The organism is Rhizobium sp. BK275, assembly GCF_014193555.1.
Taxonomy (GTDB): Bacteria; Pseudomonadota; Alphaproteobacteria; order Rhizobiales; family Rhizobiaceae; genus Rhizobium.
In genome coordinates this window covers 715,124-740,237 of record NZ_JACHZL010000001.1, presented here as the reverse complement: position 1 = coordinate 740,237, position 25,114 = coordinate 715,124, and the positions used below count along the sequence as shown (strand labels likewise).

At 59.7% G+C, this 25,114-nt stretch carries 20 protein-coding genes; 8 read left to right on the top strand and 12 right to left on the bottom strand.

Annotation, left to right across the window (positions count from 1 at the left end; all coding sequences use genetic code 11):
- Positions 1–198 precede the first annotated feature (198 nt).
- From FHT82_RS03340 to FHT82_RS03325, 4 genes are all read left to right on the top strand, one after another.
- On the top strand, positions 199–1,629 hold the full coding sequence (locus FHT82_RS03340) for a basic amino acid/polyamine antiporter (RefSeq protein ID WP_183726294.1): 1,431 nt from the start codon (positions 199–201) through the stop codon (positions 1,627–1,629).
- A 305-nt stretch (positions 1,630–1,934) separates the two neighbouring features.
- Positions 1,935–3,368, top strand: coding sequence for a basic amino acid/polyamine antiporter (locus tag FHT82_RS03335; RefSeq protein WP_183726292.1), 1,434 nt, complete (start codon positions 1,935–1,937; stop codon positions 3,366–3,368).
- Between the two features lie 19 nt (positions 3,369–3,387).
- Positions 3,388–4,632, top strand: a complete 1,245-nt coding sequence (gene arcA, locus FHT82_RS03330) for an arginine deiminase (protein ID WP_210276650.1) — start codon at positions 3,388–3,390, stop codon at positions 4,630–4,632.
- A gap of 178 nt (positions 4,633–4,810) precedes the next feature.
- Positions 4,811–5,851: an AI-2E family transporter gene (locus FHT82_RS03325; RefSeq protein ID WP_183726290.1), complete on the top strand. Its 1,041-nt coding sequence runs from the start codon at positions 4,811–4,813 to the stop codon at positions 5,849–5,851.
- Between the two features lie 35 nt (positions 5,852–5,886).
- On the opposite strand, the gene FHT82_RS30620 is transcribed toward FHT82_RS03325, so the two are convergent.
- From FHT82_RS30620 to FHT82_RS03305, 4 genes are all read right to left on the bottom strand, one after another.
- The gene (locus FHT82_RS30620; protein ID WP_183726288.1) at positions 5,887–6,588 is read right to left on the bottom strand and encodes an alpha/beta fold hydrolase; all 702 of its coding nucleotides are present in this window, start codon (positions 6,586–6,588) and stop codon (positions 5,887–5,889) included.
- A 12-nt stretch (positions 6,589–6,600) separates the two neighbouring features.
- Positions 6,601–9,807 carry a multidrug efflux RND transporter permease subunit gene (locus FHT82_RS03315; protein ID WP_183726286.1) on the bottom strand — a complete coding sequence of 1,069 codons (3,207 nt, stop codon included), beginning with the start codon at positions 9,805–9,807 and terminating at the stop codon, positions 6,601–6,603.
- Complete coding sequence (locus FHT82_RS03310) at positions 9,804–10,976, bottom strand: efflux RND transporter periplasmic adaptor subunit (protein ID WP_183726284.1); 1,173 nt, start codon at positions 10,974–10,976, stop codon at positions 9,804–9,806. Before FHT82_RS03310 ends, FHT82_RS03315 begins: the two co-directional genes overlap by 4 nt.
- Before the next feature lie 299 nt (positions 10,977–11,275).
- The gene (locus FHT82_RS03305) at positions 11,276–11,974 is read right to left on the bottom strand and encodes an MgtC/SapB family protein (protein ID WP_183726282.1); all 699 of its coding nucleotides are present in this window, start codon (positions 11,972–11,974) and stop codon (positions 11,276–11,278) included.
- 119 nt (positions 11,975–12,093) lie between these two features.
- Here FHT82_RS03305 and FHT82_RS03300 point away from each other — a divergent pair, with 119 nt between their 5' ends.
- The 3 genes from FHT82_RS03300 (at position 12,094) to FHT82_RS03290 (ending at position 15,860) form a co-directional block, all read left to right on the top strand.
- Positions 12,094–12,630, top strand: a complete 537-nt coding sequence (locus FHT82_RS03300; RefSeq protein WP_183726280.1) for a YqhA family protein — start codon at positions 12,094–12,096, stop codon at positions 12,628–12,630.
- Between the two features lie 141 nt (positions 12,631–12,771).
- Entirely contained in the window at positions 12,772–13,701 is a 930-nt protein-coding gene (locus FHT82_RS03295; protein ID WP_183726278.1) for a substrate-binding domain-containing protein, read from the top strand.
- 14 nt (positions 13,702–13,715) lie between these two features.
- Positions 13,716–15,860 carry a methyl-accepting chemotaxis protein gene (locus tag FHT82_RS03290; protein WP_183726276.1) on the top strand — a complete coding sequence of 715 codons (2,145 nt, stop codon included), beginning with the start codon at positions 13,716–13,718 and terminating at the stop codon, positions 15,858–15,860.
- 334 nt (positions 15,861–16,194) lie between these two features.
- On the opposite strand, the gene FHT82_RS03285 is transcribed toward FHT82_RS03290, so the two are convergent.
- Positions 16,195–17,355: a serine hydrolase domain-containing protein gene (locus tag FHT82_RS03285; protein ID WP_183726273.1), complete on the bottom strand. Its 1,161-nt coding sequence runs from the start codon at positions 17,353–17,355 to the stop codon at positions 16,195–16,197.
- A 66-nt stretch (positions 17,356–17,421) separates the two neighbouring features.
- Here FHT82_RS03285 and FHT82_RS03280 point away from each other — a divergent pair, with 66 nt between their 5' ends.
- Positions 17,422–18,069, top strand: coding sequence for a TetR/AcrR family transcriptional regulator (locus FHT82_RS03280; protein ID WP_183726271.1), 648 nt, complete (start codon positions 17,422–17,424; stop codon positions 18,067–18,069).
- 305 nt (positions 18,070–18,374) lie between these two features.
- Here FHT82_RS03280 and FHT82_RS03275 read toward each other — a convergent pair whose 3' ends face one another.
- From FHT82_RS03275 to urtA, 7 genes are all read right to left on the bottom strand, one after another.
- Positions 18,375–18,707, bottom strand: coding sequence for a zinc ribbon domain-containing protein (locus FHT82_RS03275; protein ID WP_183726269.1), 333 nt, complete (start codon positions 18,705–18,707; stop codon positions 18,375–18,377).
- Positions 18,708–18,775: 68 nt separating this feature from the next.
- Positions 18,776–20,008: a formamidase gene (fmdA, locus tag FHT82_RS03270; RefSeq protein ID WP_183726267.1), complete on the bottom strand. Its 1,233-nt coding sequence runs from the start codon at positions 20,006–20,008 to the stop codon at positions 18,776–18,778.
- Positions 20,009–20,050: 42 nt separating this feature from the next.
- Complete coding sequence (gene urtE, locus FHT82_RS03265; RefSeq protein ID WP_183726265.1) at positions 20,051–20,740, bottom strand: urea ABC transporter ATP-binding subunit UrtE; 690 nt, start codon at positions 20,738–20,740, stop codon at positions 20,051–20,053.
- A gap of 9 nt (positions 20,741–20,749) precedes the next feature.
- A complete protein-coding gene (urtD, locus tag FHT82_RS03260; RefSeq protein ID WP_183726263.1) occupies positions 20,750–21,502 on the bottom strand; it encodes an urea ABC transporter ATP-binding protein UrtD in 753 nt (250 codons plus the stop codon).
- Between the two features lie 12 nt (positions 21,503–21,514).
- On the bottom strand, positions 21,515–22,648 hold the full coding sequence (urtC, locus tag FHT82_RS03255) for an urea ABC transporter permease subunit UrtC (RefSeq protein WP_183726261.1): 1,134 nt from the start codon (positions 22,646–22,648) through the stop codon (positions 21,515–21,517).
- A 13-nt stretch (positions 22,649–22,661) separates the two neighbouring features.
- Positions 22,662–23,588 carry an urea ABC transporter permease subunit UrtB gene (gene urtB / locus FHT82_RS03250; protein WP_183726259.1) on the bottom strand — a complete coding sequence of 309 codons (927 nt, stop codon included), beginning with the start codon at positions 23,586–23,588 and terminating at the stop codon, positions 22,662–22,664.
- 81 nt (positions 23,589–23,669) lie between these two features.
- The gene (urtA, locus tag FHT82_RS03245) at positions 23,670–24,932 is read right to left on the bottom strand and encodes an urea ABC transporter substrate-binding protein (protein WP_183726257.1); all 1,263 of its coding nucleotides are present in this window, start codon (positions 24,930–24,932) and stop codon (positions 23,670–23,672) included.
- Positions 24,933–25,114 lie beyond the last annotated feature (182 nt).

Here is a 25,114-nt window from a genome sequence, read left to right as displayed (position 1 = left end):
CGCCTTCAGACGGCGCGATCTGGCTCGGAAGGGGCATCTGCAGCCGCCATGCCAACAGATCTGAAGTCGGCCTGCTTGGTGGACGGAGAGCATAGGCATGAGATTCCATGCCATCACCGGGGCGTCGAGGATCAGGTAATGTAAGTTGATGGACGGCCGTTCGTGCCGTGGAGAATAGGCCTACCTGGATTGTCTGTCATGAGCTCCTCTTCCGAAGGCAAATTTTCGATGTGGACCCTGACGGCGATGTCCGTGGGGTCGATGGTCGGCGCTGGTATCTTTTCGCTTCCACAAGCTTTCGGACGCGCGACAGGCCCATTCGGCGCAACGATCGCCTGGATGATCGCCGGTCTCGGCATGTTGATGCTCGCGTTCGTCTTCCAGACGTTGTCAGAACGCAAACCAGACTTGGACGCCGGCATCTACGCCTATGCGAAAGCGGGTTTCGGCAACTATCTGGGGTTCCTGTCCGCGCTCGGTTACTGGTCCGCAGCGCTGCTTGGCAATGTTTCCTACTTTGTGCTGATTAAGTCGACGCTTGGCCTGTTCTTCCCGATCTTCGGCGATGGAAATACCATTTTGGCCATCGCCACCTCCTCGGTGCTGCTGTGGATCGTTCACGCCCTGATCTTGCGTGGTATACGTGGCGCGGCATCGATCAATACGATCGTCACCTACGCCAAAATTATCCCGATCATCCTTTTCATCGTATTTGTCATTTACGGTTTTCAATCCGACATGTTCGCGCTCAATTTTTGGGGAGGTGAGACAGTCACGTTCAGCGCCATCGCAGGGCAGGTGCGCGCGACGATGCTGGTGACGGTATTCGTTTTCGTCGGCATTGAAGGCGCAAGCGTCTACTCTCGCTATGCCCGCAATCGCTCTGATGTCGGAATTGCGACATTGCTGGGTTTTGCGGGCGTGCTTTGTCTGCTCGTCCTGGTGACGATCCTTTCCTACGGCGTCATGCCACGTGCCGATCTTGCGAATTTGCGCAATCCGTCGATGGCAGGCGTGCTGTCGGCGGTCGTCGGCCCCTGGGGCACCCTGTTTGTCAGCGCCGGGCTAATGATCTCGGTCGGCGGGGCCTATCTCTCCTGGGTTCTGCTTGCTGCGGAAATTCTGTTTTCCGCTTCGAGATATGGGACGATGCCTGAATTTCTGAGGCGTGAAAACAGCGCCGGCGTGCCGTCAAATGCGCTGTGGTTGACCAACATCGTGGTGCAGGTCTTCCTGATCCTGTCGCTGTTTGCGCAATATGCGCTTCACCTCGCTATCGAACTGACCAGCTCGATGATTCTGATCCCCTATTTCCTCGTCTCCGCCTATTCTTTCAAGCTTGTTTTGACCGGCGAGACCTACGAACGGGATTCCGCAAGCCGACGACGCGAATTCGTGTGTTCGGCAATGGCACTCATCTACACTTCCTTCCTTATCGCCGCAGCAGGGGGCACCCATCTCCTGCTTTCCGCCGCCATCTACGGACCCGGTTCCATTCTGTTCTTCATGGCGCGCCGTGAGCAGAAGCGTCCTGTGTTTAAGATGACCGAAACGCCGGTGTTCATCGTTGTGGCGATAGGCGCGCTGATTGCCATTTACGCACTCGCAACCGGTCGAATCTCCGTCTAGCCAAGTCATACCGCAGATCCGTGCCGTTGCCGTATTTGTGCGAAAATGTCGCGCCACCGGCGCTTCCCCAACCTTCCGGCTTCACGCCGACCAGTCTTCTGCTTCTCAAGTCGCTGCCGTCAACGCGCACCTTAACGCCTTGTTCGCTAACTTCGTGAATTTCGTCACTTTTAGACGCAAAGCATAGTTCTGAGATTCTGTGCGATCACGGCCGGAACGGAAGCACTTTATAGTGTGGGTTAAAACGCACATTCCTGCTGCATGACATCTTCGAAAAGTCCGAACAACCTTCCTGAGAGGGCATTATGGCTTCGGCTTCCACGCAAAAATTATCCCTCTTCGCACTGACCGGGATGGTCGTCGGTTCGATGGTCGGCGCTGGCATATTCAATCTTCCCGGCCGTTTCGGGACGGCGACCGGTCCGTTCGGTGCGATCATAGCATGGTTGATAGCCGGCACTGGCATGTACATGCTTGCACGCGTGTTTCAGGCCCTGGCGGAGAAAAAACCGGAAATCGATTCTGGTGTTTTTGCCTATGCCAAAGAGGGCTTTGGAAATTATATGGGCTTCCTTTCCGCCTTCGGGTACTGGCTTGGCAGCTGCCTTGGCAACGTTTTTTACTGGGTCCTGATCGGCTCCACGCTCGGTCTGTTCTTCCCTTCGATCTTTGGCGACGGAAGCACCATCATCGCCATTGTCGTTTCCCTCCTGGGGATATGGGCCTTCCATTTCATGATCCTGCGCGGCGTCGAGCAAGCCGCATTCATCAATGTGATCGTGACAATTGCCAAGATCGTCCCGATCATCGTCGCCATCCTGGTTATGGCCTTCGCGTTCAATTACGCGCAGTTTTCCGCCAATTTCTTCGGCGGCGTGGATATGCCGGAAAAATCTTTGGTCGCGCAGGTTCGTGACACGATGCTCATTACCGTCTTCGTCTTCATCGGGATCGAAGGAGCGAGCGTCTATTCCCGCTTCGCCAAGACCCGCGCCGATGTCGGTACCGCGACCATTCTGGGCTTCATCGGAGTGACCGGTTTGATGGTGGCGATCACCTTGCTTCCCTATGCTGCGATGACGCGCTCAACGATCGCGGGAGTCCAAAATCCTTCGCTTGCCGGCGTCCTCGGAGTGGTCGTCGGCCATTGGGGCGCGGTATTCATTTCGATCGGCGTGCTGGTTTCGGTCCTTGGCGCCTATCTCGCATGGTCGCTGATCTGCGCCGAAGTGCTGTTTGCCGCTGCCAAATCGGCGGACATGCCGAGGCTTTTTGCGGCGCAAAACAGCAATAGGGTACCGGCCAACGCGTTGTGGCTGACGAATATCGTCGTCTCGTTGTTCGTCATCTCGACCTACTGGTCTCGCGACGCTTTCAACTTCATGCTCGACATGACCAGCGTGACGGCCCTTCTGCCCTACCTTTTGGTCGCAGGCTATGGCGTTTTGCTCGCGCGCCGCGGCGAAGGCTACGAGGAGACACCCGGGGAGCGCGGCCGCGACCAGGTCTTTGCCTGGATCGCCGTCATTTACACGATCATCATGTTCGTCGCCGCCGGGCTCAAATACGTTCTGCTCGTCAGCGTTTTGTTCGTGCCGGGCACCATCCTTTACGTCTGGGCGCGGCGCGAGCAGAAACTGACGCTTTTCACCAGCATCGAACTCATCGTTTTCGCCGTCACCGTGATTGCGGGACTCGTAGGATTTTACGGCCTGCTCAGCGGCACCATCACGCCTTGATGACATAGGGAGTAGATCGATGACACAGGAAATCACATTTGGCGTGCATTCCGAAGTCGGCCAATTGCGAAAAGTCATGGTTTGCGCGCCCGGCCGTGCCCATCAGCGTCTGACGCCGACAAATTGCGACGCGCTTCTCTTCGACGATGTTCTTTGGGTCGATAATGCCAAGCGCGACCACTTTGACTTTATAACCAAAATGCGCGACCGCGGTATCGACGTGGTGGAGATGCATAATCTGCTTGCCGAGACGGTTGCGATCCCCGAGGCCAAGAAGTGGATACTGGACAACCAGGTCGTCGCCAACCAGATTGGTCTCGGTCTTCTGAATGAAGTTCGATCCTATCTGGAAGGGCTTTCCGACCGGGATCTGGCCGAAACGCTGATCGGCGGCCTGTCGACGTTTGAATTTCCGGAAGCCATCGGGGGCGAGCAACTGGCGTTGATCCGCGATGCAGCCGGCGTCAACGAATATCTGCTGCCGCCGCTGCCGAATACGCTCTATACCCGAGACACCACCTGCTGGATCTACGGCGGCGTAACATTGAACGCACTCTACTGGCCGGCGCGTCACGAGGAGACGATCCTCACCACCTCCATCTACAGGTTTCATCCGGATTTCGCCGGCAAGGTCAACGTATGGTGGGGCGACCCAACGAAGGACTGGGGCCTTGCGACGATAGAAGGCGGCGATGTCATGCCGATCGGTAGGGGTAACGTCCTCATCGGCATGAGCGAGCGCACGTCGCGACAGGCGATCAGCCAGGTGGCGGCAGCGCTGTTTGAGAAAGGCGCCGCCGAGCGCGTCATCGTCGCGGCCATGCCAAAACTGCGCGCTGCCATGCATCTCGACACGGTCTTCACCTTTGCGGACCGCGATTGCGTGTTGATCTACCCCGATATCGTCAACAATATCGAAGCCTTTTCCTATCGCCCTGATGGCAATGGCGGCATCGAACTTCACAAGGACAAGGGCTCCTTTGTCGAGACCGTGCGCGACGCGCTCGGACTCAAGGCGATGCGTGTCGTCGAGACCGGCGGAAATGATTATATGCGCGAGCGAACCCAATGGGACAGCGGCGCCAATCTGGTCTGCGCTTCGCCGGGTGTCGTCTACGCCTACGACCGCAATACCTACACCAATACCTTATTGCGCAAGCAAGGCATCGAGGTGATCACGATCACGGGCGCAGAGCTTGGGCGTGGGCGAGGCGGCGGGCATTGCATGACATGCCCTATCGCTCGTGACGCCATCGACTATTAGTTGTGGCAAGAAAAAGTCGGCCCACCTTATAGCGCCCTGCTTGCCGTCGCTTGGGACGCGGCGGCAATCCGCTCGACGACCTGAAACTCATCGAAATCTCGAGTAGAGTCTGAAGGTCGTCATGAAGGATGGCCGGATTTTCAACAACACACTCTGACCTATCCAGGCGAGGGCAATAATGCGGGCAGGGCGACATCGAGCAGTTCCTTCGGCTCAGGTCGTCATTGCGGTGCTTGTCGTGATCGCCATGTTGCCGGCGGGTGCAACGGTACTTGCGCCGCTCGCATTAGCGCTCCTGGCGATCGCCCTTCTATGGCCGGTCCAGCATCGCGTGCAGACCTTCCTTCCACGATACGTCGCGCTTCTCGTGACATTGGCCGTTATGATGCTGGCCCTTCTAGCGTTCGGCTGGATCTCCACCTGGTCCTTCGGGCATGTCGGCGGATGGATGATCGACAATACCGCTCGCTTTCAACAACACTATGATGAGCTTCGTCAGTGGCTGGAGGGACACGGCATCGACGTTGATGTGCTCTGGGCCGACAATGTCGGCGCCGCTTGGGCAATGCGTGTGGTTCAGGCCGTGACGAGCCGCGTCAACAGCACGTTCAGCTTTTGGCTGATCGCTCTCACTTACCTTCTTCTCGGCTTGATGGAGGTCGAGGGTTTTGAGAGCCGGATCAAGGCGATGCGTAATCCGGTGGCAAGAAAATTCCTGCTCGACGGCAGCCGGGAAACGGCGCAAAAGCTTCGACGCTTCATGAGGATCCGGACGATCATGAGCATCACAACGGGGCTTTTCATCTGGTTATTCACCAGCAGCTTTGGGCTGCCACTTGCAAAGGAATGGGGCGCGATTGCCTTCGTTTTGAATTACATACCCTTCATCGGTCCGCTCGTGGCAACGCTGCTTCCCACCGCCTTTGCGCTCATTCAGCTTGATAACTGGCAATCGGCGATTGCCATCTTCCTGGGGCTCAACCTCATTCAGTTCACACTTGGCAGCTATATCGAACCGCGCATATCCGGCAGCGCTCTCTCCCTTTCGCCAGTCGTCGTGCTGCTTTCCGTTTTTGCCTGGGGTTATCTCTGGGGGATTTTCGGCGCGTTCATCGGCGTACCGATCTCGATCGCGCTGGTGACATTCTGCCGCCATCATCCTTCCAGCCGATGGGTGTCCGAACTTTTGGGACGCGGTAGCGAAGCCGGCGGCGTCTGATCTGAGACTGCGCCAGCGGTGAGGCACCAGGTCCTTTATCGAAACATCGCGAGGAGCGCCGTGCTCGCCTCCTGCATTGTCAGGCCGTGTTGAAACGCGCCTTTTTCGACAAAATTGACTATCTCGGCGATGACGATCGGGTTGAACATCATGAAGGTGTGCGTGGTATGTAGCACCAGATGGTCAGTCGCACCCTCCAATCTCGTCGATGCCACGGACACTTTTCCATCGTTCCTCCTCTTGATGATGGAGTTGAAAAGCGGATTGACGGATATGTCGCCCGCGATGATGCCAACGGGATAATCCGGAAGCGGCAGAAGCTTCGGCAACGCCGTCTGACCGGTTCCAAGCTCGCGTCCGGCTGGGCCGTTGATCCAATGAAATGGCAGCATCTCTCCGAAGACATCCACGATCTCGGATCCGTTGTTGGGTGGCGCCAGCATGACGACCCGCCCGAGATTTGGCGGACGCCGATGGGTCAGCCAATAGCGAACAAGAATTCCGCCCATGGAGTGGGTTACGAAATTGACGCGTCTCTGCCCGCACATCGCCACAGCATCACCGACGTAGCCTGCAAGTTCGGAGATTGTCGCGCGCGTTGAGGGATATTCGTTGTTGATGACGAGGAATCCGCGCCGTGCCAGCGCCTTCTCGACAAGCCGAAGGGATCCGCTGCCGCGCGCAAGCCCATGCACCAAAACGACGCATTCCGCATCATCCTCACTTGCATTACCCATCACGCCCCGGACCTACTCAACTTCAGCGTTTCCAGCTTCGACCCGACCGACCGACCCTTCATTCGTGTTGGTCGCCGCGGTAGGACCACGGGTCTTCTCGGCATGGGCGGCACCGAATAGTTTCCGCTTTGCGGCCTCCCTCACCGTCTGAACGAATATATAGAGCAAAGGAATGGTGAGGAGACCGACGATCGTTCCGAGCAGCAGCCCACCGAGAACGGTAACACCGATCGCCTGGCGGCTGCCTGCTCCGGCTCCCGTCGCCACCACCAACGGTACCACGCCCAATATGGACGCCATCGCCGTCATCAATACCGGTCTGAAGCGCTGTGACGTTCCTTCGTGTGCCGCTTCTATGATGCTGAGACCTTCTTCCCGCCGCTCCTTGGCGAACTCCACGATGAGGATGGCGTTCTTGGCCGCCAGCCCGATCAGCAGCAGCAGGCCGATCTGGGCGTAGATATTGAGATCGATGCTGCCGATCACCAGTCCCGCCAAGGCCCCGAGCACCGCGACGATCACGGACATCATCACGGCGAGCGGGACGCTCCAGCTTTCATATTGGGCGACGAGGAAGAGATAGGTGAGAATGATCCCCATGGTCAGGATGACGACCGTCTGTCCGCCCGCTTGCTTTTCCTGAAGGGCAAGTCCCGTCCATTCATATCCGAAGCCTGGCGGCAGCTTTTCCGCAGCAAGCGCTTCCATGGCGTTCAGGGCATCCCCGGTACTCGCACCCGCCGCAGCCTGCCCGTTGATCGCGGCGGATGGAAAAAGGTTGTAGCGGTTGACCGAGTTTGGTCCGTAGATGGTCGAGATGGAAAGCAATCCTTGTAAGGGGACCAGATCGCCTGACTGGCTTCGCACCCTCAGCCGCTGGATGTCCTCGATGCGTGAGCGGAACGTCGGCTCGTCCTGGATCCGAACCTGGTATACGCGCGAAAATATATTGAAGTCGTCGACATAGGCCGATCCCAGATGTGCTTGCAGCGTGCTGAAGATCGTCGCTGGCGAAACGCCGAAAAGTTCGGCCCGCCGCCGGTCGATGTCGAGATAGATCTGCGGCGCATCGGCCGAAAACGTGCTGAAGACGCCTGTTAACCGCTCCGTCTGGTTTGCTGCGACGATCAGCCCGCGCATCACTTCGGCAAGTTCCTCCTGACTTTGCCCGGCGCGGGCCTGAAGGCGAAAGTCAAAGCCGCCTGTCGTCCCGAGACCAGGTATCGCTGGCGGATTGAACGGGACAACCGACGCCGTCGAAACCTTTCTGAACTCCGTTCGAAGCTCGTTCATCAACGCAAAGACGCTCTGGTCCGGCCCGCGTTCGCTCCACGGCTTCAACGCCGAGATGATCATTGCCGAATTGGAGCCGCCACCGCCTATCATGCTCGTCCCGGCAATGGCGATCGTGTTTGCAATCCCAGGCGTCCGCTGGAGCACAGTGGTGACCGTCGCGACTGTCTCCTGCGTGCGCTCGAGGGAAGCGGAATCGGGCAATTGCACGTTCATGAAGAGATAGCCCTGGTCTTCCGCGGGGACAAAACCCACGGGCAGGATGCGATAAAGACCGTAGACGCCCACGACGGTAACCATGAGAAACAGCAGGCTGAGGGCAATCCTGCGGGCAAAAACCGCCAGCAACGAAACATAAAACCGTCGCGACGCATCGAGGCCCCGGTTTATTCTGCCGAACAGCTTCGACCGGCTCTCGTGTGCCGGCCGGAGGATGAGGACGCAGAGTGCCGGACTGAGGGTCAAGGCATTGATCGTCGAGAAGGTGATCGTGATCAAGATGGTAACCGCGAACTGACGGTAGAGTTCACCGGTTATACCGGCGAGGAATGCAACCGGCACGAAGAGGGCGGCCAGCACCAACGTTGTTGCAACGATTGGACCCGTGACCTGGCTCATTGTGCGTAGCGTCGCTTCACGCACGTCGACGCCCATCTCGCTAATGATGCGCTGGACATTTTCCACCACGATGATCGCGTCGTCCACGACAAGACTGATCGCGAGTATCATCGCGAAAAGCGTGATCGTATTGGCCGAATAACCCATGAGATAAAGCACGGCAAAACCGCCGATCAGCGAAACGGGTATGGTCAGCGTCGGGATGATCGTCGCGCGCCAGTCCTGCAGGAATAAGAATACGACCACGACAACGAGCACGAAGGTGATCGCCAATGTGACAAAAATCTCGTGGATGGTCTGCCGAACGAAGGCGGTCGTGTCGAAAACGACCGTGTAGGCGAGGTCATCAGGAAATTGTTTCGACAATGTCTGCAGCTCGCCGAGAACAGCGTTCGATACCGCCAGCGCGTTCGCATCGGTCGATTGATAGACGACGACGGTCGCGCTGGGCCTGCCATTCAGGGTCGATGCCGTATCGTAGGATTGTGCGCCGAGTTCGATCCGGGCGACGTCGCGGAGATGGACGATCGCTCCGTCCTGGTTGGTGCGGATGATGATGTTGCCGAACTCGGTTGCATCCGCAAGCCTTCCTCTGGCCATGACGGTCAACTGCAGCTGCTGACCGGTGGGCGACGGGGGCGAACCGAGCTGGCCGGCGGATGCCTGGACGTTCTGGGCCTGGATCGCTGCCGTCAGGTCTGCCGCGGTTACCCCAAGGGCCTGCATGCGATCGGGGTTCATCCAGATCCGCATGCTGTAGGCCGGGCCAAACACGCTCGCTTCACCGACGCCCGGCAGGCGGGCGATCGCGTCCCGGATGTTGATCATGGCATAGTTGCTGATGAAGACATCGTCCCTGGTGCCCTTCGGCGAGTAGACCGCAAAGCCGAGCAGCATGCTCGATGAACGAGTTCTGACCGAGACGCCTGTCTGTGTAACGGCAGCGGGAAGCCGCGGCGATGCCATTGAAACGCGGTTTTGCACGTTGACCTGGGCGATTGCTGGATCCGTGCCGGCTGCGAACGTAACTGTCAGGCTGTAGGTGCCGTTATTGGTGCTTGACGACGACATGTAGAGCATGTCTTCAACGCCGTTCACCTGATCCTCGATCGGCGCCGCCACACTGTCGGTCATGACGCTGGCATTCGCGCCGGGATAGCTTGCCGTCACCTGCACTTCGGGCGGTGTGATCTGCGGAAACTGGGCGACGGGTATCAAGAAGAGGGATAGGCCACCTGCGATCATCATCACGACTGCGATGACCATTGCAAATCTCGGCCTGGCAATGAAGTGCGCCGAAAGGTTCATTGCGCTGAACCCGGTTGCGGTTCCATGGGCGCGAGTGAGATCGCGCTGCTGTCGGTTGGAGAGACTTCCGTAGGCTCGACGACGAGGCCTTCCGAGACGTTCTGCAGGCCGTCGACGATCAGTTTCTCCCCGCCTTTAAGACCATCGTCTACTGCCCAGCTGCCACCGATCTGCCGGGTAATCCTTATTCGACGCAGCTCGACGGCATTCTGCGCGTTGACGAGCAGGACGTACTTGCCGTCCCGATCCTGCTGCAACGCCCCGAGCGGCACAACCGGACGGAGCGTCTTTTCCCTTTCCGATATGACAACTGTTACGAACTGACCTGGAATAAGCAGGGCATCTGGATTGGGAAATAGCGCCCGAACGGCCAGTGTTCCCGTCGCCGGGTCGATTTCGTTACCGAAGAATTCGATCCTTCCCGGCTCCGTGTAAGGTTGGCCGTTCGACAGCCGCAGGCTGGGCTTATAGCTGCTGGCAAGCGCCTCCTTGCCGATATTGCCTGCGGCCGCGCGCAGTTCGAGGATCGATCGATCGCTCACCGAGAACACGACACGGATCGGATCCATTTCGACGACGCGAGCCAGTGCCGTTGAACTGCCGCTGACGAAGCTTCCGACCGACAGTTCCGCAGCTCCGATGCGGCCGTCAATCGGCGAGACTATCCTGGCGTAGCTGAGATTGAGCTCGGCCTGGCTCACGCGCGCTTGTGCCGACAGAAGGTTTGCCTGGCCGGTTTCAAGGGCGGTCTGGCTTTCCTCCAGCGTCGCGCGCGATACGGTTTGATTGCTCAGCGATTGATTGCGCGCGACGCGGCGTTGAGCATCCGCCAATGTCGCCTGGGCGCTCGCAAGCGCTGCTTTGGCGTCCGCCAGCGCTATTTCCAGGGATCGCGTGTCGATCAGGAAGAGATCCTGATCCTTCCTGATCAACTGGCCTTCATCAAAAAGACGTTGGTCGACGAAGCCTTCGATGCGCGAACGGATATCGACGGCATTGACTGCCTCCACACGTCCGACGAATTCGTGTTTCGGCGAAACGTCTTGAACCGGCACGGTGAGGACGCCGACGGACGGACCAGCCCGTGCCGCCACGTCCTGCGGCACTGACATCAGAGCTGCGAACAATAACATCAGGAATGTCGGCGGAACTCGACGATGCAACGTCATCGACATGTCTCCAACAGGACCGAGAAAATCTGACAACTCAAGGCGGATGGAAGCAGTCTGCAAAAATTAGCATATGCTCAAATGCTACTACCAGTCGTGGAAAGCAGCAAGCGCTACTGCTGGCGCGTCCTGCCCTAATTTGGCGCCATGACGACCCATCGCCGGATAAGTGCTGCACTGTTGATTGCGTCGCGATCAGATGCTGATGCCACCGCTGCCGAAGTCGAACCCTGAAGCGGCGAGAGGCGGGATTCTTGCACTGTCTTTCATGCTCTTCCCAAGGAGCGCTATCTCACGTCTCAGTTGGTCTCATCGTCGGTTTTTGACCAGCTTGTTTGTGCGACGTCCGATCTCAAACTCAGCTGGGCCACGAGTTGTTCGACAACGCTGTCCTGGTCGGTTTTTGTGAAAACGATCGCTTCGATTTCCATTCTGTCGTCGGCATCGCACAGGCGGCTTTTTATCGATCGGAATTGCAGTTTGTTGGCGTTCAGCGATTGCAGCAGCGTCGCCCGGACTGCTATTTCATGATCCGTTGGGCATTTGAGCTTTATGTCGTAGATACGTTCCTGTTCTGGTGCGACCACAGACCAGGCTTCGATATACGATCCAAGCTTAGGAAGCGTGTAGTTGAAGGCGACAATGAAAAAGGCCGCTTCGCTAGCCAGAAGAAGCTGCCCATAGCCAGCGAAGACACCTACAGCGCCGGTGCTCCAGACTGTCGCAGCCGTGCTCAAGCCTTTGATGTTGGTGCCGTCGCGGATAATGAGACCCGCCCCAAGGAAGCCGATGCCCGTAACGACTTGAGCGCCCATCCGCAGATCGAATTCGAAGCCCATCGCACTCGGAAGCGACGCATAGGATGCGGCACCAAGGGAAACGAGCGCATGCGTTACGAGATTTGAGTTCCGCTGCTTCAAATGTCTTTCGGCGCCGATCAGCGTTCCGAGCAGCAACGCGGTCACCAGTTTGAGGAGAATTGATTGGCTGGCGTCCATATCGATCGCCTCTATGTTTATCGGGTGTGAGTGGCACCTACCCTCGTGCAGAAAGAAACCAGCATCCTCTCGTCTTTTTCTTACTTTGATTTGGACGTTGAAGTTCGATCGGAGAGACCATGATAAACATCCTGCTGAAGTTACGCTTCGTCATGGCGCTTGCATCCATAGGTGTTATTGCCGCCGCCGGTTTGATGTTTTGGGAGGGCCTGCTGACATTATGGCATGCCTTTGCCTATGTGAGAACCGACCCGGACCTTGCCGTCGTTGCGGCCGTCATGCGTGCGACGGATAAGCTGCTGTTTGCGATCGTCCTCGTCATCTTCGGCTGCGCCATCGCGCTTGGCTTTCTCGTCGATCTGTCGCCCGAACAACGCGCGGCGCTGCCCGATTGGATGGTCATCGACAGTGTCGCCGAACTCAAGAATCTCTTCATCCAGATGATTATCCTCTATCTGGTGGTCCATTTCGCCACGCTCGTCGCGGAGACCGACCAGATGCTGCAATGGAACGCGCTGGTCCTTCCCATTTCGATCCTGCTATTGGCCGGCGCGATGAGACTGATCGCCGGTTCGCCTGGGCACGGCGCTTACGGTGACCACGCTTCGGTTCAAAACAAACCACCCGCTTCCATTGCCAGCATCGATGATTCCTAAATTCACATGCGCGATCCTAATCCGGTGCTCCTTGATGCGTCGGGACGTCTGCAGCGTTTGGCTACAGCATCGTGCGAGTGAAAGGTAAAATTTACCAAGATTTGTAACGATCCGCCTCTATCCAAATCGCGGAGGAATTTTGTGAAAACTGCCACACTCGCATCCATCGCTTTGGCGATGTCGGTCTCCGCCGCCGGCGCCCAGACGATCGGCGTCTCAATGTCCGATCTTGACAAATTCAGAACGGCGCTCCTGAACGGCGTCGTCACCCACGGGCAGACGATTTCCGGCCTCAAGCTCGTCACCGAGAACGCAAAGGGTGACAACGAGCTGCAGAAGCAGCAAGTCCAGAAGCTTATTGCCGACAAGGTCGATGCGATCATCCTGGCGGTTTCCGATGGCGATCTCGGGCCGCAGATGACCAAGATGGCGGTAGATGCAGGTATTCCGCTAATCTACATCAACAATGTCCCCTCCAACCTGCTCGACCTGCCGGAAAATCAGGTGGTGGTCGCCTCCAACGAGAAGGAATCGGGAACGCTGGAAACGAAGCAGGTCTGTGCGCTCCTGAAGGGCAAGGGCCGCGTCGTCGTGCTGATGGGCGAACCCTTCCACGCAGCCGCCCGCGCCCGCACTCAGGACATATCGGACGTCATCGCCGCGCCGGAATGCAAGGGCCTCGAGATCGTCGAGCGGCAGGCCGCCTACTGGTCGCGCGATTATGCCGACCAGCAGATGCAGGAATGGCTTGCGGCCGGCGTCAAGTTCGACGCTGTCATCGCCAACAATGACGAAATGGCGCTCGGCGCAATCCGCGCCATGAAGAAGGCCGGCATGCCGATGAAGGACGTCGTCGTCGCTGGCGTCGATGCGACCGACGACGCGCTCGCCGCGATGGCGGCCGGCGATCTCGACGTCACCATTCTTCAGAGCGCGGTCGGACAGGGTGCGACCGCGGTCGATGCCGCCGTCAAGCTCGTCAACAAAGAGAAGGTGCCGCGGGAAAACAACGTTCCCTTCGAACTCGTGACGCCTGAGAACATCGCCAAGTATCTGCCGAAGACCCAGTGAATAAGAGGGCTATCATGTTGCATTTCTGGAATAAATTCGGCATCCGCGCGCAGATTACGTCGGGCTTCGTACCGCTGTTCCTGTTGATGAGCCTTCTCACCGTCAGTGCGATCTCCGGCATGAACGGGCTTGCCGCCATCTTCGCCTCCTACCGCGCCACGGCAGGCCAGAGCCTCGCCATATCGGATTACAGCGACCAGCTGCACGAAATCCAGATGTCGGCGGAAGCTTTCCGCTCCACGCCGACACAGGCCGTCGTCGACAGCTTCCGTGCCGGCGTGAAAGCCTTCGAGGCGGACGATCCGCGTTTTGCGGACAACAAGGACTTGCAGTCCGGCCTTACGACGATCCGTCAAGACATCGCCGCCTACGGCAAGGCATTCGAACAGATCGTCTCCCTACAGGCCAGGCGCGACATGCTGATTTCCAAGGTCACCGAATTCGGCCCTTGGACCAGCATCGCGCTCAACGACGTCATGCGCAGCGCCTGGCGTCAGAACGACGTGGCTCTGCTGCACATGACGGCGCAGACGCTGGAGGCCTTGAACCGCAGCCTCTATTTCTCCGAACGCTTCGTACATTCGGACGATTTCGCCGCCTATGACACGGCTCAGGCAGCGCTGGCCGAAGCGGTGGCGCTCAATGATGCCGCCGCCAAGACTGCCAAGAACGAGCTGCAGAAGAAGCGTCTGATGGGCGCCGGCCAGCTCATGCAGAATTATACCGCCCGTCTTGGCGACATGAAGGACGTGCTGCAGGCATCCGGAAATATCCGCCAGACGCAGCTCAACGTATTGGCTCCGAAGATATCGGGCGAGTTCAAGAACCTGCAGGCGACCGTGACCGGCGCGCAGAAGAATCTTGACGGTTCGGTGGAAGCAACGGTTGCCTCGGCCACCAGCGCGACACTCGTCATCAGTGGCCTGCTGATTGTCATCGGCCTCGTGCTCTCCTATTTCGTCGGACGGCTGATTTCCTCCGCCGTCCGGGGCATGGCGCAGTCCATGGAGCGGCTTGCCCGCGGCGACGACGCCATCGTGATCACGGGCGTCGAACATCGCCACGAACTCGGCGCCATGGCGCGTTCGCTGAAGGTTTTCCAGGAGACCGGTCGCGCCAAGCTGATCGCCGAATCCAATGCCGAACGCGCGCGCCTGGCCGCGGAGGAAGAACGGCTTCGCCAGGAAGCCGAGCGCCTCAGCGATGCGCAGGTGATGGAGCATGCCTTCCGCCAGATCTCGCTTGGCCTGGATGCGCTTTCCAAGGGCGATCTCTCGGTCCGTGTCGGCGAAGTCGACCACCGCTACGTCAGGATCCGCGATCACTTCAACAACTCGGTCGCAAGCCTGGAAGAAGCAATCGACTCCGTCATTCGCGCGGTCACGACCATCCGCTCCGGCCTTGCCGAAATCTCCACCGCCTCCAACGATCTTGCTCGCCGCACCGAGCAGCAGGCCGCTTCGCTGGAAGAGACCGTAGCGGCTCTCGGCGACGTCACCCGCGGCGTCAACGGCACGGCAGAAGGCGCCAGCCGCGCCCAGGCTGTCGTGGCGACGGCCCGCACCAATGCCGAAAAGGGCGGCGAGATCGTCTCCCGCGCCATCGCCGCGATGACGGAAATCCAGAACTCTTCGTCGAAGATCGGCAACATTATCAGCGTCATCGACGAGATCGCCTTCCAGACCAACCTCTTGGCGTTGAATGCCGGCGTCGAAGCCGCACGCGCCGGTGAGGCCGGCAAGGGCTTTGCCGTCGTCGCGCAGGAAGTACGCGAACTCGCCCAGCGCTCGGCCAATGCGGCAAGAGAGATCAAGGAGCTGATCTCCACCTCCTCGATGCAGGTCAAGACGGGCGTCGAGCTGGTCGGCGAATCCGGCGTCTCGCTCGACCAGATCGTCGAGCAGGTGACGGCCATGAATACGACCGTCGCCGAGATCGCGGTGGCGGCCCGCGAGCAGGCCACGAGCCTGCGTGAGGTTTCCGCTGCCGGCGATCAGATGGACAAGGTGACTCAGCAAAACGCTGCGATGGTCGAACAGACCACGGCTGCCGCCCAGAGCCTGACGCAGGAAACTGAGAACCTAGCAGAATTGCTGTATCGGTTCCGGACAAGCAGCGCTCCCATCTCAGAAAACCGGCATTATGCGATGGCATCGTGACGCTCTTTTGGCACTCGCTTTCGATCGCAGAACCTTGCCGAATGTGGCGGAGCATTCCGGCCCCGACCGTCCGCGCTCTGGCGGATGGTCGGTGCGCACCGCTGACACCGAAGCGCCTGCCCATCCTCGCGCCCTCGTGTGACGCGAATTTCCGCTTTCCCGCGCGACGCTATGCTGAACGCTCCGATACGCTTCTTTGTTGTGCAGGTGTCTCTATTCTCCGGAGCTCAGTCACCTGAGAAGCGGTCGCTCCAAGAAAGACTTTCCCTGAATTGCGCCCGTCAGCCGGAACCAGCGCAAGGACTTCTAATCGTTCGCCTGGGCGGATACGAGATCAGAGGGCACCATAGATGGCATTGCGCAGGTCGACGGTGAACTGTCCCCACATGCCCTCCAGCGCAGTATTGGTCAGCGCTACCACCGTCAGCGCCTTTTGCGGATCCACGAACCAGCTATGACCATAGGCGCCACCCCAGCGATAGGTACCCTTTGACCACGGAGCCTGCGCGGCGACGGGATCGGTGACCACGGCCCATCCGAAACCGAAGCCGATCCCGGGGTCAAGCGGTTGGCGCACGCCGTGCGCCTGGTCGCTGGTCATGAGGTCGACCGTCTCCTTGGTAAGAAGTGGTGCTCCGCCTTTACGGACCGTTTCCAGTATGGCGAGCACCTCACGCGCGGTCCCCGCCATACCGGCGCCGCCGGAATGATAGGAATTGGGATCGAAGATGCGGTCCGGCACAAATCTCACCGTTCCGGTGAATGCGACGACGGATGATTCCGTGCCCATGCGCTCGGGCTCCGGCGAGCCGTTCTGATAGGCCGCCGCCAGTCTCTCGCGGTCAGTGATCCGGAACGCGGTGTCGCGTAGTCCAAGCGGGCCTGTGACTAGCCTTTCAACCGCCTCGCCAAGCCTCGTGCCGGTCTCCTCCTCGATGACACCGCCGATGATGTCCATCGCCAGCGAATATTGCCAATTCGTGCCCGGCGTGAAGAGCAGGGGCGCGCTTGCGATACGCCGGAGGTTTTCGTCCAGCGGCAGGCCTGGTTCCGCCAGACCGTCGGAAACGCCGACGCGAACGTAAGGGCCATTCTCCTCCATGAATCCGTAGGTCAGCCCGGCCGTATGCGTCAGAAGATCGCGGATACGGATAACCGGTTCGTTGCCGTCCGGGAGATGAGGCCGGAAATCCGGCAGCCATCTCGTCACCGGATCGTCCAGCCCGATCAGGCCCTGCTCGACGAGGCGCATGGCCGCAATCGCAACGATCGGCTTCGTTACCGAGGCCAGTCGGAAGATCGTATCTTCCGTCATCGCACGGTTCGCCTCGCGGTCTGCCAGGCCGGCAGCGCGTCGGTAGACGAGCTGCCCGTGCTGGGCGACAAGCACGACCATACCGACGAGCCGCTTGTCGTAGAGCGTGTGGTCGAGGACGGCATCGAGGCTTTCACCCAGGGAATTATCTGCAGCAGCAGTATCGAGACGGAGACACATGCGACCAAACCTCCTATAATCACAATGACCGTTCCTGAATAAACCGAATCGATTCGTATTTCTAGAGTGATCATTGTGAAAAATAACGATGGCGACAAGGAATCCACGCCACGCAAGCGTGGCCGCCCGCCGGCGTTCGATCGCGAGACGGTGCTTGCGGCAGCGCGCGACGTGTTCTGGGAGCATGGTTACGACGGCTCGTCGATTGCCGATCTCACGGCATCCATGGGCATCACGCCGCAAAGCCTCTATGCAGCATTTCAGTCGAAGGCGGACCTCTACCGGGAGGCTCTCGACCAATATCGCCGCATGCCCCGGCCGTATCCGGGCAATCCGCTGAGGGAAGAGATCGAAACCGTCGCCGCCTTCGAACGATTCCTGAGAAATTCAGCGATGATCTTCACGGCTCCCGATCATCCGAAAGGCTGCATGATTTCCACGGCCGTGCTGAACTGCGCTTCGGAAAACGAGGACATTGCCTATTATGTCTCCGCGCTTCGCCAACAGACGCTCGATGCCTTCACGACGCGAATCGAGCGAGGAATAGCGGAAGGGGAGCTTCGCCCGGACACGAATGCCAAGTCGCTGGCGCGTTTTCTCGGTGCCATCGTGCAGGGCATGTCCGTCCAGGCGCGTGACGGCGCCACGTCGGAGGAACTGATGGAAATGGTGAAGCACGCCATGAACGAACTCGGCCGCTACCGTTCCATCTGAAGAATAGCTGATACGCGCTGTGTGCCGATTTCGTCGGACCAGACGATAGCGCGGAGCTCACAGCAGCCAGGTTGGGGTCAAGGATAGCAGCGCCGATGACTACGGTTCCCATCCGATCGTCTTGATAGCCCTGCAAATCCAAAAAAATGCGGAGGGGAATTCGGTGCTTTGGGCTATTTAGAGCCGGAAGGGGGTGTGCGTGGTTCGGTCGGTATAGCCCTGGATTGAATTTAGGCCTCAGCCTCACCTTGTCTGGAATTATCCTGCCAAGGTGTCTTCGAAACGCCGATCACCGAGAGGCTCGCTCAATGGCTGATCATCCACGGCCGCCCCGAAGGGAAGGTCTTGGCGCCGTCGGCGCGATAGACCGCCTTCGATTTGGCCTTGCTGCTACAGCAGCCGCATCCGGGGGCGTGACCGAGGCTTTTCGAGGTCTTGGGCTCGTGCGCCGCTTTCTCGTTGGTCTGATGTGCCACCCGTGCGCTCATTTCCATCTTGGCGAAGAAGGGCGTGGTGAAGAAGGCGCGCGGTGCCGGCGTGCCGCAGGTCGGGCAGTCGCAAGGTTCGGCCGAGCGCGCCATGGGGCGCAGTTCGGTGAAGGGGCCGCAGGCGTCGCAGGAATAGTCGTAATAGGGCATGGCTGGCTCCGGGTCGTCGAGATGCGCAATCAGGGCGGCGGCATGGCCGCCCTGATTGCCTTGTATGATCAAAGATCGGGGGCGAGCGGCACGTCGGCCGTGCCGTCAAGGAATATCTTCGGACCGTCGGCGCCGGGCTTCATGTCGAATTCGAAGATGTCGAGCGGCAGCCACAGCGTCGCGCAGGCGTTTGGAATGTCGACCACGCCGGATATATGGCCCTGGATCGGCGCCGTGCCGAGGATGGCATAGGCCTGGGCGCGGGTGTAGCCGAACTTGGTCATATATTCGATGGCGTTGAGGCAGGCCTGGCGGTAGGCGATATGCACGTCGAGATAATGCTGCTTGCCGCCCTCGTCGACCGAGATGCCCTCGAAGATCAGGTAGTCGTCGTATTTCGGCGTGATCGGCGAGGGTCGGAAGATCGGGTTCTTGATCCCGTATTTGGCCATGCCGTCCTTGATCAGCGACACCTTGATATGCAGCCAGCCCGCCATCTCGATGGCGCCGCAGAAGGTGATCTCGCCGTCGCCCTGGCTGAAATGCAGGTCGCCCATGGAAAGGCCGGCGCCGTCGACATAGACCGGGAAATAGATCTTCGAGCCGCGCGACAGGTCCTTGATGTCACAATTGCCGCCATGCTCGCGCGGCGGGACCGTACGGGCGCCCTCGGCGGCTGCCTTGTCGCGGGCCTCGCCCTTGAGAGCGCCCATATGCGCGGTCGGGCCGCCATCCGGCAGGGTGGCAAGCGCCGGTATGCGGGCGGGATCGGTGTCGAACAGCGCCTTTTCGCGGTTGTTCCACAGGTCTAGCATTTTGCGGTCCGGCAGGCAGCCGATCAGGCCGGGATGGATGAGGCCCGCATATTTGACGCCCGGCACGTGGCGCGAGGAGGTGAACATGCCCTGGAAGTCCCAGATCGACTTCTGCGCCTCCGGGAAATGCTCGGTCAGGAAGCCGCCGCCGTTCTTCTTGGAGAAGAAGCCGTTGAAACCCCACAGGCTGTTGTCGAAGGCGCCGATGTCGAGGATGTCGACCACCAGCAGGTCGCCGGGCTCGGCACCCTTCACGCCGATCGGGCCGGACAGGAAGTGGACCTGCGAGAGGTCGACGTCGCGCACGTCGGAGGCATCGTCGTCGTTCTTGATCTGGCCGCCGGTCCAGTCATAGGTCTCGACCCGGAAGTCGTCGCCGGGTTCGACCCAGCAGGCCATTGGAATGTCGGGGTGCCAGCGGTTGTGTATCTTCTCGTTGCTGTAGGCGGACTCGCTTAGGTCCACCTTGATGAGGGTATCGGGCATGCCGTTCTCCTTGCTTCGTGAATGTATCGGGTGGGAATGTGGTCAGACGGAGAGGAAGGCGGAGACCTTCTCCTCGTCGATGCCGGCGCGCGGGGACTCGTGGACGATCTGGCCCTTTTCGATGACGAGCACCCGGTCGGCCATGTCGAGGGCGAAGCTCAGCACCTGTTCGGAAACAAGGATCGAAAGGCCCATCTCGTCGCGGATACGGCGGAGTGTGCGCCCCATCTCCTTGATGATCGACGGCTGGATGCCTTCCGTCGGTTCGTCGAGGATCAGCACTTTCGGCCGAGAGGCGAGCGCCCGGGCGATCGCCAGCTGCTGCTGCTGGCCGCCGGAGAGATTGCCGCCGCGCCGCCCCTTCATTTCCAGCAGCACCGGAAACAATTCGTAGATTTGGTCCGGCACGGTGGTTTCACCCGTCACGGTGAGACCGGTCTCGATATTCTCCCTGACGGTCATGGCCGAGAAGATCATGCGGCCCTGCGGCACATAGGCGAGGCCCGCGCCGACGCGCTGGTAGCTTTCGAGCGTCTCGATTGACCGGTCGGCGATGCGGATCATGCCTCGGCTGGACGGCACGATGCCGATCAGCGACTTCATCAGCGTGGTTTTGCCCATGCCGTTGCGGCCCATGATGGCGACGATTTCGCCAGCCGCGACGGTGAGGTCGAGGCCATGGATGACCTCGCTCTGGCCATAGGCGACGTGAAGGTTTTCGACTGTGAGCATGGCATCCTCCTAATGGCCGAGGTAGACTTCAACGACCTTCGGGTCGTTCTTGACGCGCTCCATCGACCCCTCGGAGAGCACCCGTCCCTGGTGCAGCACCGTGACCCGGTGGGCGATGTCCTCGACGAATTTCATGTCGTGCTCGATGACGATCACGGACTGGTTGCGGATGATAGTGTTCAGGAGTTCCGCGGTCTTCCTGCGCTCGGCGATGCTCATGCCGGCAACCGGCTCGTCCAGCATCAAGAGCTTGGGGCTCTGGATCAGAAGCATGCCGATCTCCAGCCATTGCTTCTGCCCGTGACTGAGGATCGCCGCCTCGGTGCTCAGGTGGTCCTTAAGGAAGATCATCTTGGCGATCTCCTCAACCCGGTCGCGCACCTCGGCGTCGCGGCGGAAGAACAGCGCGCCGAACACGTTGCGGCCGCGCGGGAAGGAGAGTTCGAGGTTCTCGAACACCGTCAGGTCCTCGTAGATCGACGGGTTCTGGAATTTGCGGCCGATGCCCGCATGCACAATCTCGTGCTCCCGCATGCCGGTCAGTTCCTGGCCCCTGAAGCGGATCGAGCCCTCGGTCGGTCTGGTGCGGCCGCAGATTAGATCGAGCACGGTGGTCTTGCCGGCGCCGTTCGGACCGATGATCACGCGGATCTCATTCTCATCGACATAGAAGGAAAGGTCGTTGACCGCCTTGAAGCCATCGAAGGAAACCGTGAGGCTTTCGACACTCAGGAGGAAGTCGGCAGGTGCGTTCGGGTCCATCGCCTTGGCCTTTCACTTCGAGGAGGATGACGCAGCCGCGGCGCCGGGGCGCAGCAGCGCCACGCGCCGGGTGAATTTCAACAGCGCCGGCTCGACATGCTCGCGGATGACCCCGGCAAGGCCGAAGGGGAAGGTCATGACCACGGCGATGAACAGCCCGCCCATGGCAAACAGCCAGAGTTCGGGGAAACTCTCGGAAAACGAGGTCTTGGCGAAGTTGACGAGCAGCGCGCCGTAGACCGCGCCGAACAACGACAGGCGACCGCCGACCGCGCAGAAGATCACCATTTCGATCGACGGCACGATCCCGACGAAGGAGGGTGACATGAAGCCCACCTGCAGGGTGAACATCGCCCCGCCGATGGCGGAAAAGGCGGCCGCCAGGCAGAAGACGAAGATCTTGAAGTTCGACACGTCATAGCCGGAGAAGCGCACGCGGTCCTCGCGATCGCGCATCGCAACCAGCAACCGACCGAATTTCGATACCCGGACGAACTGGGCGAGAACCAGGCAGCCGATCAACAGCAACGCATTGACGAAATACAGCACGAATTTGGCTTCGTCAGTGCGGATATCCCAGCCAAGCAGCGTGCGCAGGTCGGTGATGCCGTTTACGCCGCCGGTATAGCCTTGCTGACCGATGATCAGGATGGTGAGGATCGCGGCCACCGCCTGGGTGATGATGGCGAAATAGACGCCGCCGACCCGCCGCTTGAACATCGCGGCACCAATGACATAGGCAAACACGGTCGGTACCGCGACGATTGCGATCAGCGTGAAGCCGAAGGAATGGAACGGCTGCCACCAGAAGGGCAGTTCGGTCACCTGGTTCCAGTCCATAAAATCAGGAATGCCAGGCGTCGACTGGATCTTCGTCGCCTCCGGGGTCGAGGCCTCCAGCTTCAGGAACATCGCCATGCAGTAGCCGCCGAGGCCGAAGAAGATGCCCTGGCCGAGGCTCAGGATACCGCCAAGGCCCCAGCAGAGCACGAGGCCGAGCGCGACGAAGGCATAAGTCAGGTATTTGCCGACCAGGTTGAGCCGGAAGACATCGACGGTGGCGGGCAGGACGAGGAGGATCAGGGCGGCCAGGACGGCGAGCGCCACCCATTCGCGTTGCTTGAACAGAAAAGTCTCGGAGGTCATGGTTCGGTACTCCTCAGCGGCGGATATTGAGCGTGAACAGGCCTTGCGGGCGCAGCATCAGGATGCCGACGACGGTGAGCAGCGTGAGTACCTTGGCCATGGAGCCGCTCATGAAGAATTCCATCGTCGACTGGGCCTGGGAGATGGTGAAGGCGGAGGCGATCGTGCCGATCAGGCTGCCGGCGCCGCCGAAGACGACCACCAGGAAGGTGTCGACGATATAGAGCTGGCCGGCGGTCGGCCCGGTCGAGCCGATCATGGTGAAGGCGGAACCGGCGATCCCGGCGATGCCGCAGCCGAGCCCGAAAGTCATACGGTCGACGCGCTTGGTGTCGATGCCGACGGCGCCGGCCATCACCCGGTTCTGCAGCACGGCACGCACCTGCTTGCCGAAGGTGGAGCGCGCCATCATCAGATAGACGGCGAAGGCGATCAGGATGGTCAGACCCATGACGAACAGGCCGTTGATCGGGATCTCGATCATGTCGGTCAGCGCGACCGAGCCCATCATCCAGTCCGGCAGGGTGACGCCCACTTCGCGGGCGCCGAAGACCGAGCGGTAGACCTGCTGCAGGATCAGCGACAGGCCCCAGGTGGCAAGTAAGGTATCGAGCGGCCGACGATAGAGATGCCGGATCAAGCCCCACTCGACAAGCACGCCGAGCCCGAAGGAAGTGCAGAAGGCGAGCGCCATGGCCGCGAAGAAATAGACCGGAAACAACACCGGCACATATTCGGTCACCAGATGGGAGCAGAGATAAGTCACATAGGCACCAAGGATCATGAATTCGCCATGGGCCATGTTGATGACGCCCATCTGGCCGAAGATGATCGCAAGACCCAGCGCCATCAGCACGAAGACGGAAAACAGGCTGAGGCCTGCGAAGCCCTGCATGGCCAAAATCGAAGTGAACTCGCCAAAGGTATAGTCGCCAATCATCGCGGCCTCGCCGTTCGCAATTGAGGATGGAAGGAAAGGGACGCCGCCCGGGCAGTCAGGCGGGGCGGCGCTAGGCGAGGCTTATTGATAGCCTTCGGGGAAGGGGTTCGGTTCCATCAGGTCGGTCGTCTCGTAGACCACCTTGTACTGGCCATCGAGCTGGGCATGGCCCACGCGCGCTTTCGACCAGAGGTGATGGTTCTCGTGGATCTTGACGTAGCCTTCCGGCGCCGTGGTCAGTTCGATGCCCGGCGACGCGGCCTTGACCTTGTCGATATCGAAGGAACCAGCCTTCTCGACGGCGGCCTTCCACAGCCAAGGGCCGAGATAGGCCGCCTGGGTGACGTCGCCAATGACGATATTGTCGCCCCACATCTTCTTGAACTCGGCGACGAACTGCTTGTTGTTGTCGTTCTCCAGGCTCTGGAAATACTTCATCATCGCGTAGGCACCGGCCATGTTCTCGCCGCCGATGCCGAGGATTTCGTCCTCGGTCACTGAAATCGTCAGGAGAAGCGGCTTTTCCTTGGACAGGTCGATGCCCGCGGCCTTCAGCTGCTTGTAGAAGGCGACGTTCGAGCCGCCGACCACGATCGCATAGATCACGTCCGGCTTCTTCAGTTTGATCTTGTTGATCACCGAATTGAACTGGGTGTGACCGAGCGGATAATATTCCTCGCCGACGACCTCGAGGCCGAGCTTCTCGATATGTTTGCGGGCGATCTTGTTGGAGGTGCGCGGCCAGATATAGTCGGAACCGAGCAGGTAGAAGGACTTGGCGCCCTTTTCCTTCACCACCCAGTCGATACCGGCGAGAATCTGCTGGGTCGCCTCCTGGCCGGTGTAGATCACGTTCGGGCTCTCCTCGAGGCCTTCGTAGAAGGTCGGGTAATAGAGCATGCCGTTATACTGTTCGAAGACCGGCAGCACGGCCTTGCGCGAGGCGGACGTCCAGCAACCGAAGACGGCCGCCGTCTTGTCCTGAACAAGCAGTTTCTTGGCCTTTTCGGCGAAGGTCGGCCAATCGGAAGCGCCATCTTCCTGAATGAATTCGATCTTGCGGCCGAGCACGCCGCCCATGGCGTTAATCTGCTCGATTGCCAGCTTCTCCGCCTGGACCGAACCGGTCTCGCTGATCGCCATCGTGCCGGTGACGGAATGCAGGATGCCGACCTTGACGGTATCGTCGGTGACGGCGAGCCCCGTCGTGTTGACGGCGGCGGTCGGATAGTCGGCGGCCACAACCGGCACGACGCCCGTGGTGAGGAAAGGCATTGCGGCAATGCCGGCCAGCAGCGTCCTGCGGGTCACGGGCATCAGTCTTTTCGATGGTTCGTCCTTCATGGCAGAGCCTCATTTCGCTTGTGTTCGGAAGGTGCTGGCTCGATCCGGCCAACTGACGCGAGTGTTGCGGCGGTGCTGCAACGCAACAATGGAGCGTTTGACGTATTTGTCCTTGCCCATTTTCCCCCTAGCATCGGGCCAAATGACGGTTTGAAGACATCGGAGGATTGAATTTATTGAAA

Bases quoted from the DNA above. Each gene is read 5' to 3' on its own strand.
- FHT82_RS03290 (WP_183726276.1), top strand. From the start codon at position 13,716: ATGTTGCATTTCTGGAATAAATTCGGCATCCGCGCGCAGATTACGTCG.
- FHT82_RS03305 (WP_183726282.1), bottom strand. From the start codon at position 11,974: ATGGACGCCAGCCAATCAATTCTCCTCAAACTGGTGACCGCGTTGCTG.
- fmdA (WP_183726267.1), bottom strand. From the start codon at position 20,008: ATGCCCGATACCCTCATCAAGGTGGACCTAAGCGAGTCCGCCTACAGC.
- urtC (WP_183726261.1), bottom strand. From the start codon at position 22,648: ATGACCTCCGAGACTTTTCTGTTCAAGCAACGCGAATGGGTGGCGCTC.
- FHT82_RS03325 (WP_183726290.1), top strand. From the start codon at position 4,811: ATGCGGGCAGGGCGACATCGAGCAGTTCCTTCGGCTCAGGTCGTCATT.
- urtD (WP_183726263.1), bottom strand. From the start codon at position 21,502: ATGGACCCGAACGCACCTGCCGACTTCCTCCTGAGTGTCGAAAGCCTC.
- FHT82_RS30620 (WP_183726288.1), bottom strand. From the start codon at position 6,588: ATGGGTAATGCAAGTGAGGATGATGCGGAATGCGTCGTTTTGGTGCAT.
- urtE (WP_183726265.1), bottom strand. From the start codon at position 20,740: ATGCTCACAGTCGAAAACCTTCACGTCGCCTATGGCCAGAGCGAGGTC.
- FHT82_RS03285 (WP_183726273.1), bottom strand. From the start codon at position 17,355: ATGTGTCTCCGTCTCGATACTGCTGCTGCAGATAATTCCCTGGGTGAA.
- urtA (WP_183726257.1), bottom strand. From the start codon at position 24,932: ATGAAGGACGAACCATCGAAAAGACTGATGCCCGTGACCCGCAGGACG.
- FHT82_RS03335 (WP_183726292.1), top strand. From the start codon at position 1,935: ATGGCTTCGGCTTCCACGCAAAAATTATCCCTCTTCGCACTGACCGGG.
- arcA (WP_210276650.1), top strand. From the start codon at position 3,388: ATGACACAGGAAATCACATTTGGCGTGCATTCCGAAGTCGGCCAATTG.
- FHT82_RS03300 (WP_183726280.1), top strand. From the start codon at position 12,094: ATGATAAACATCCTGCTGAAGTTACGCTTCGTCATGGCGCTTGCATCC.
- FHT82_RS03315 (WP_183726286.1), bottom strand. From the start codon at position 9,807: ATGAACCTTTCGGCGCACTTCATTGCCAGGCCGAGATTTGCAATGGTC.
- FHT82_RS03310 (WP_183726284.1), bottom strand. From the start codon at position 10,976: ATGACGTTGCATCGTCGAGTTCCGCCGACATTCCTGATGTTATTGTTC.
- FHT82_RS03275 (WP_183726269.1), bottom strand. From the start codon at position 18,707: ATGCCCTATTACGACTATTCCTGCGACGCCTGCGGCCCCTTCACCGAA.
- urtB (WP_183726259.1), bottom strand. From the start codon at position 23,588: ATGATTGGCGACTATACCTTTGGCGAGTTCACTTCGATTTTGGCCATG.
- FHT82_RS03340 (WP_183726294.1), top strand. From the start codon at position 199: ATGAGCTCCTCTTCCGAAGGCAAATTTTCGATGTGGACCCTGACGGCG.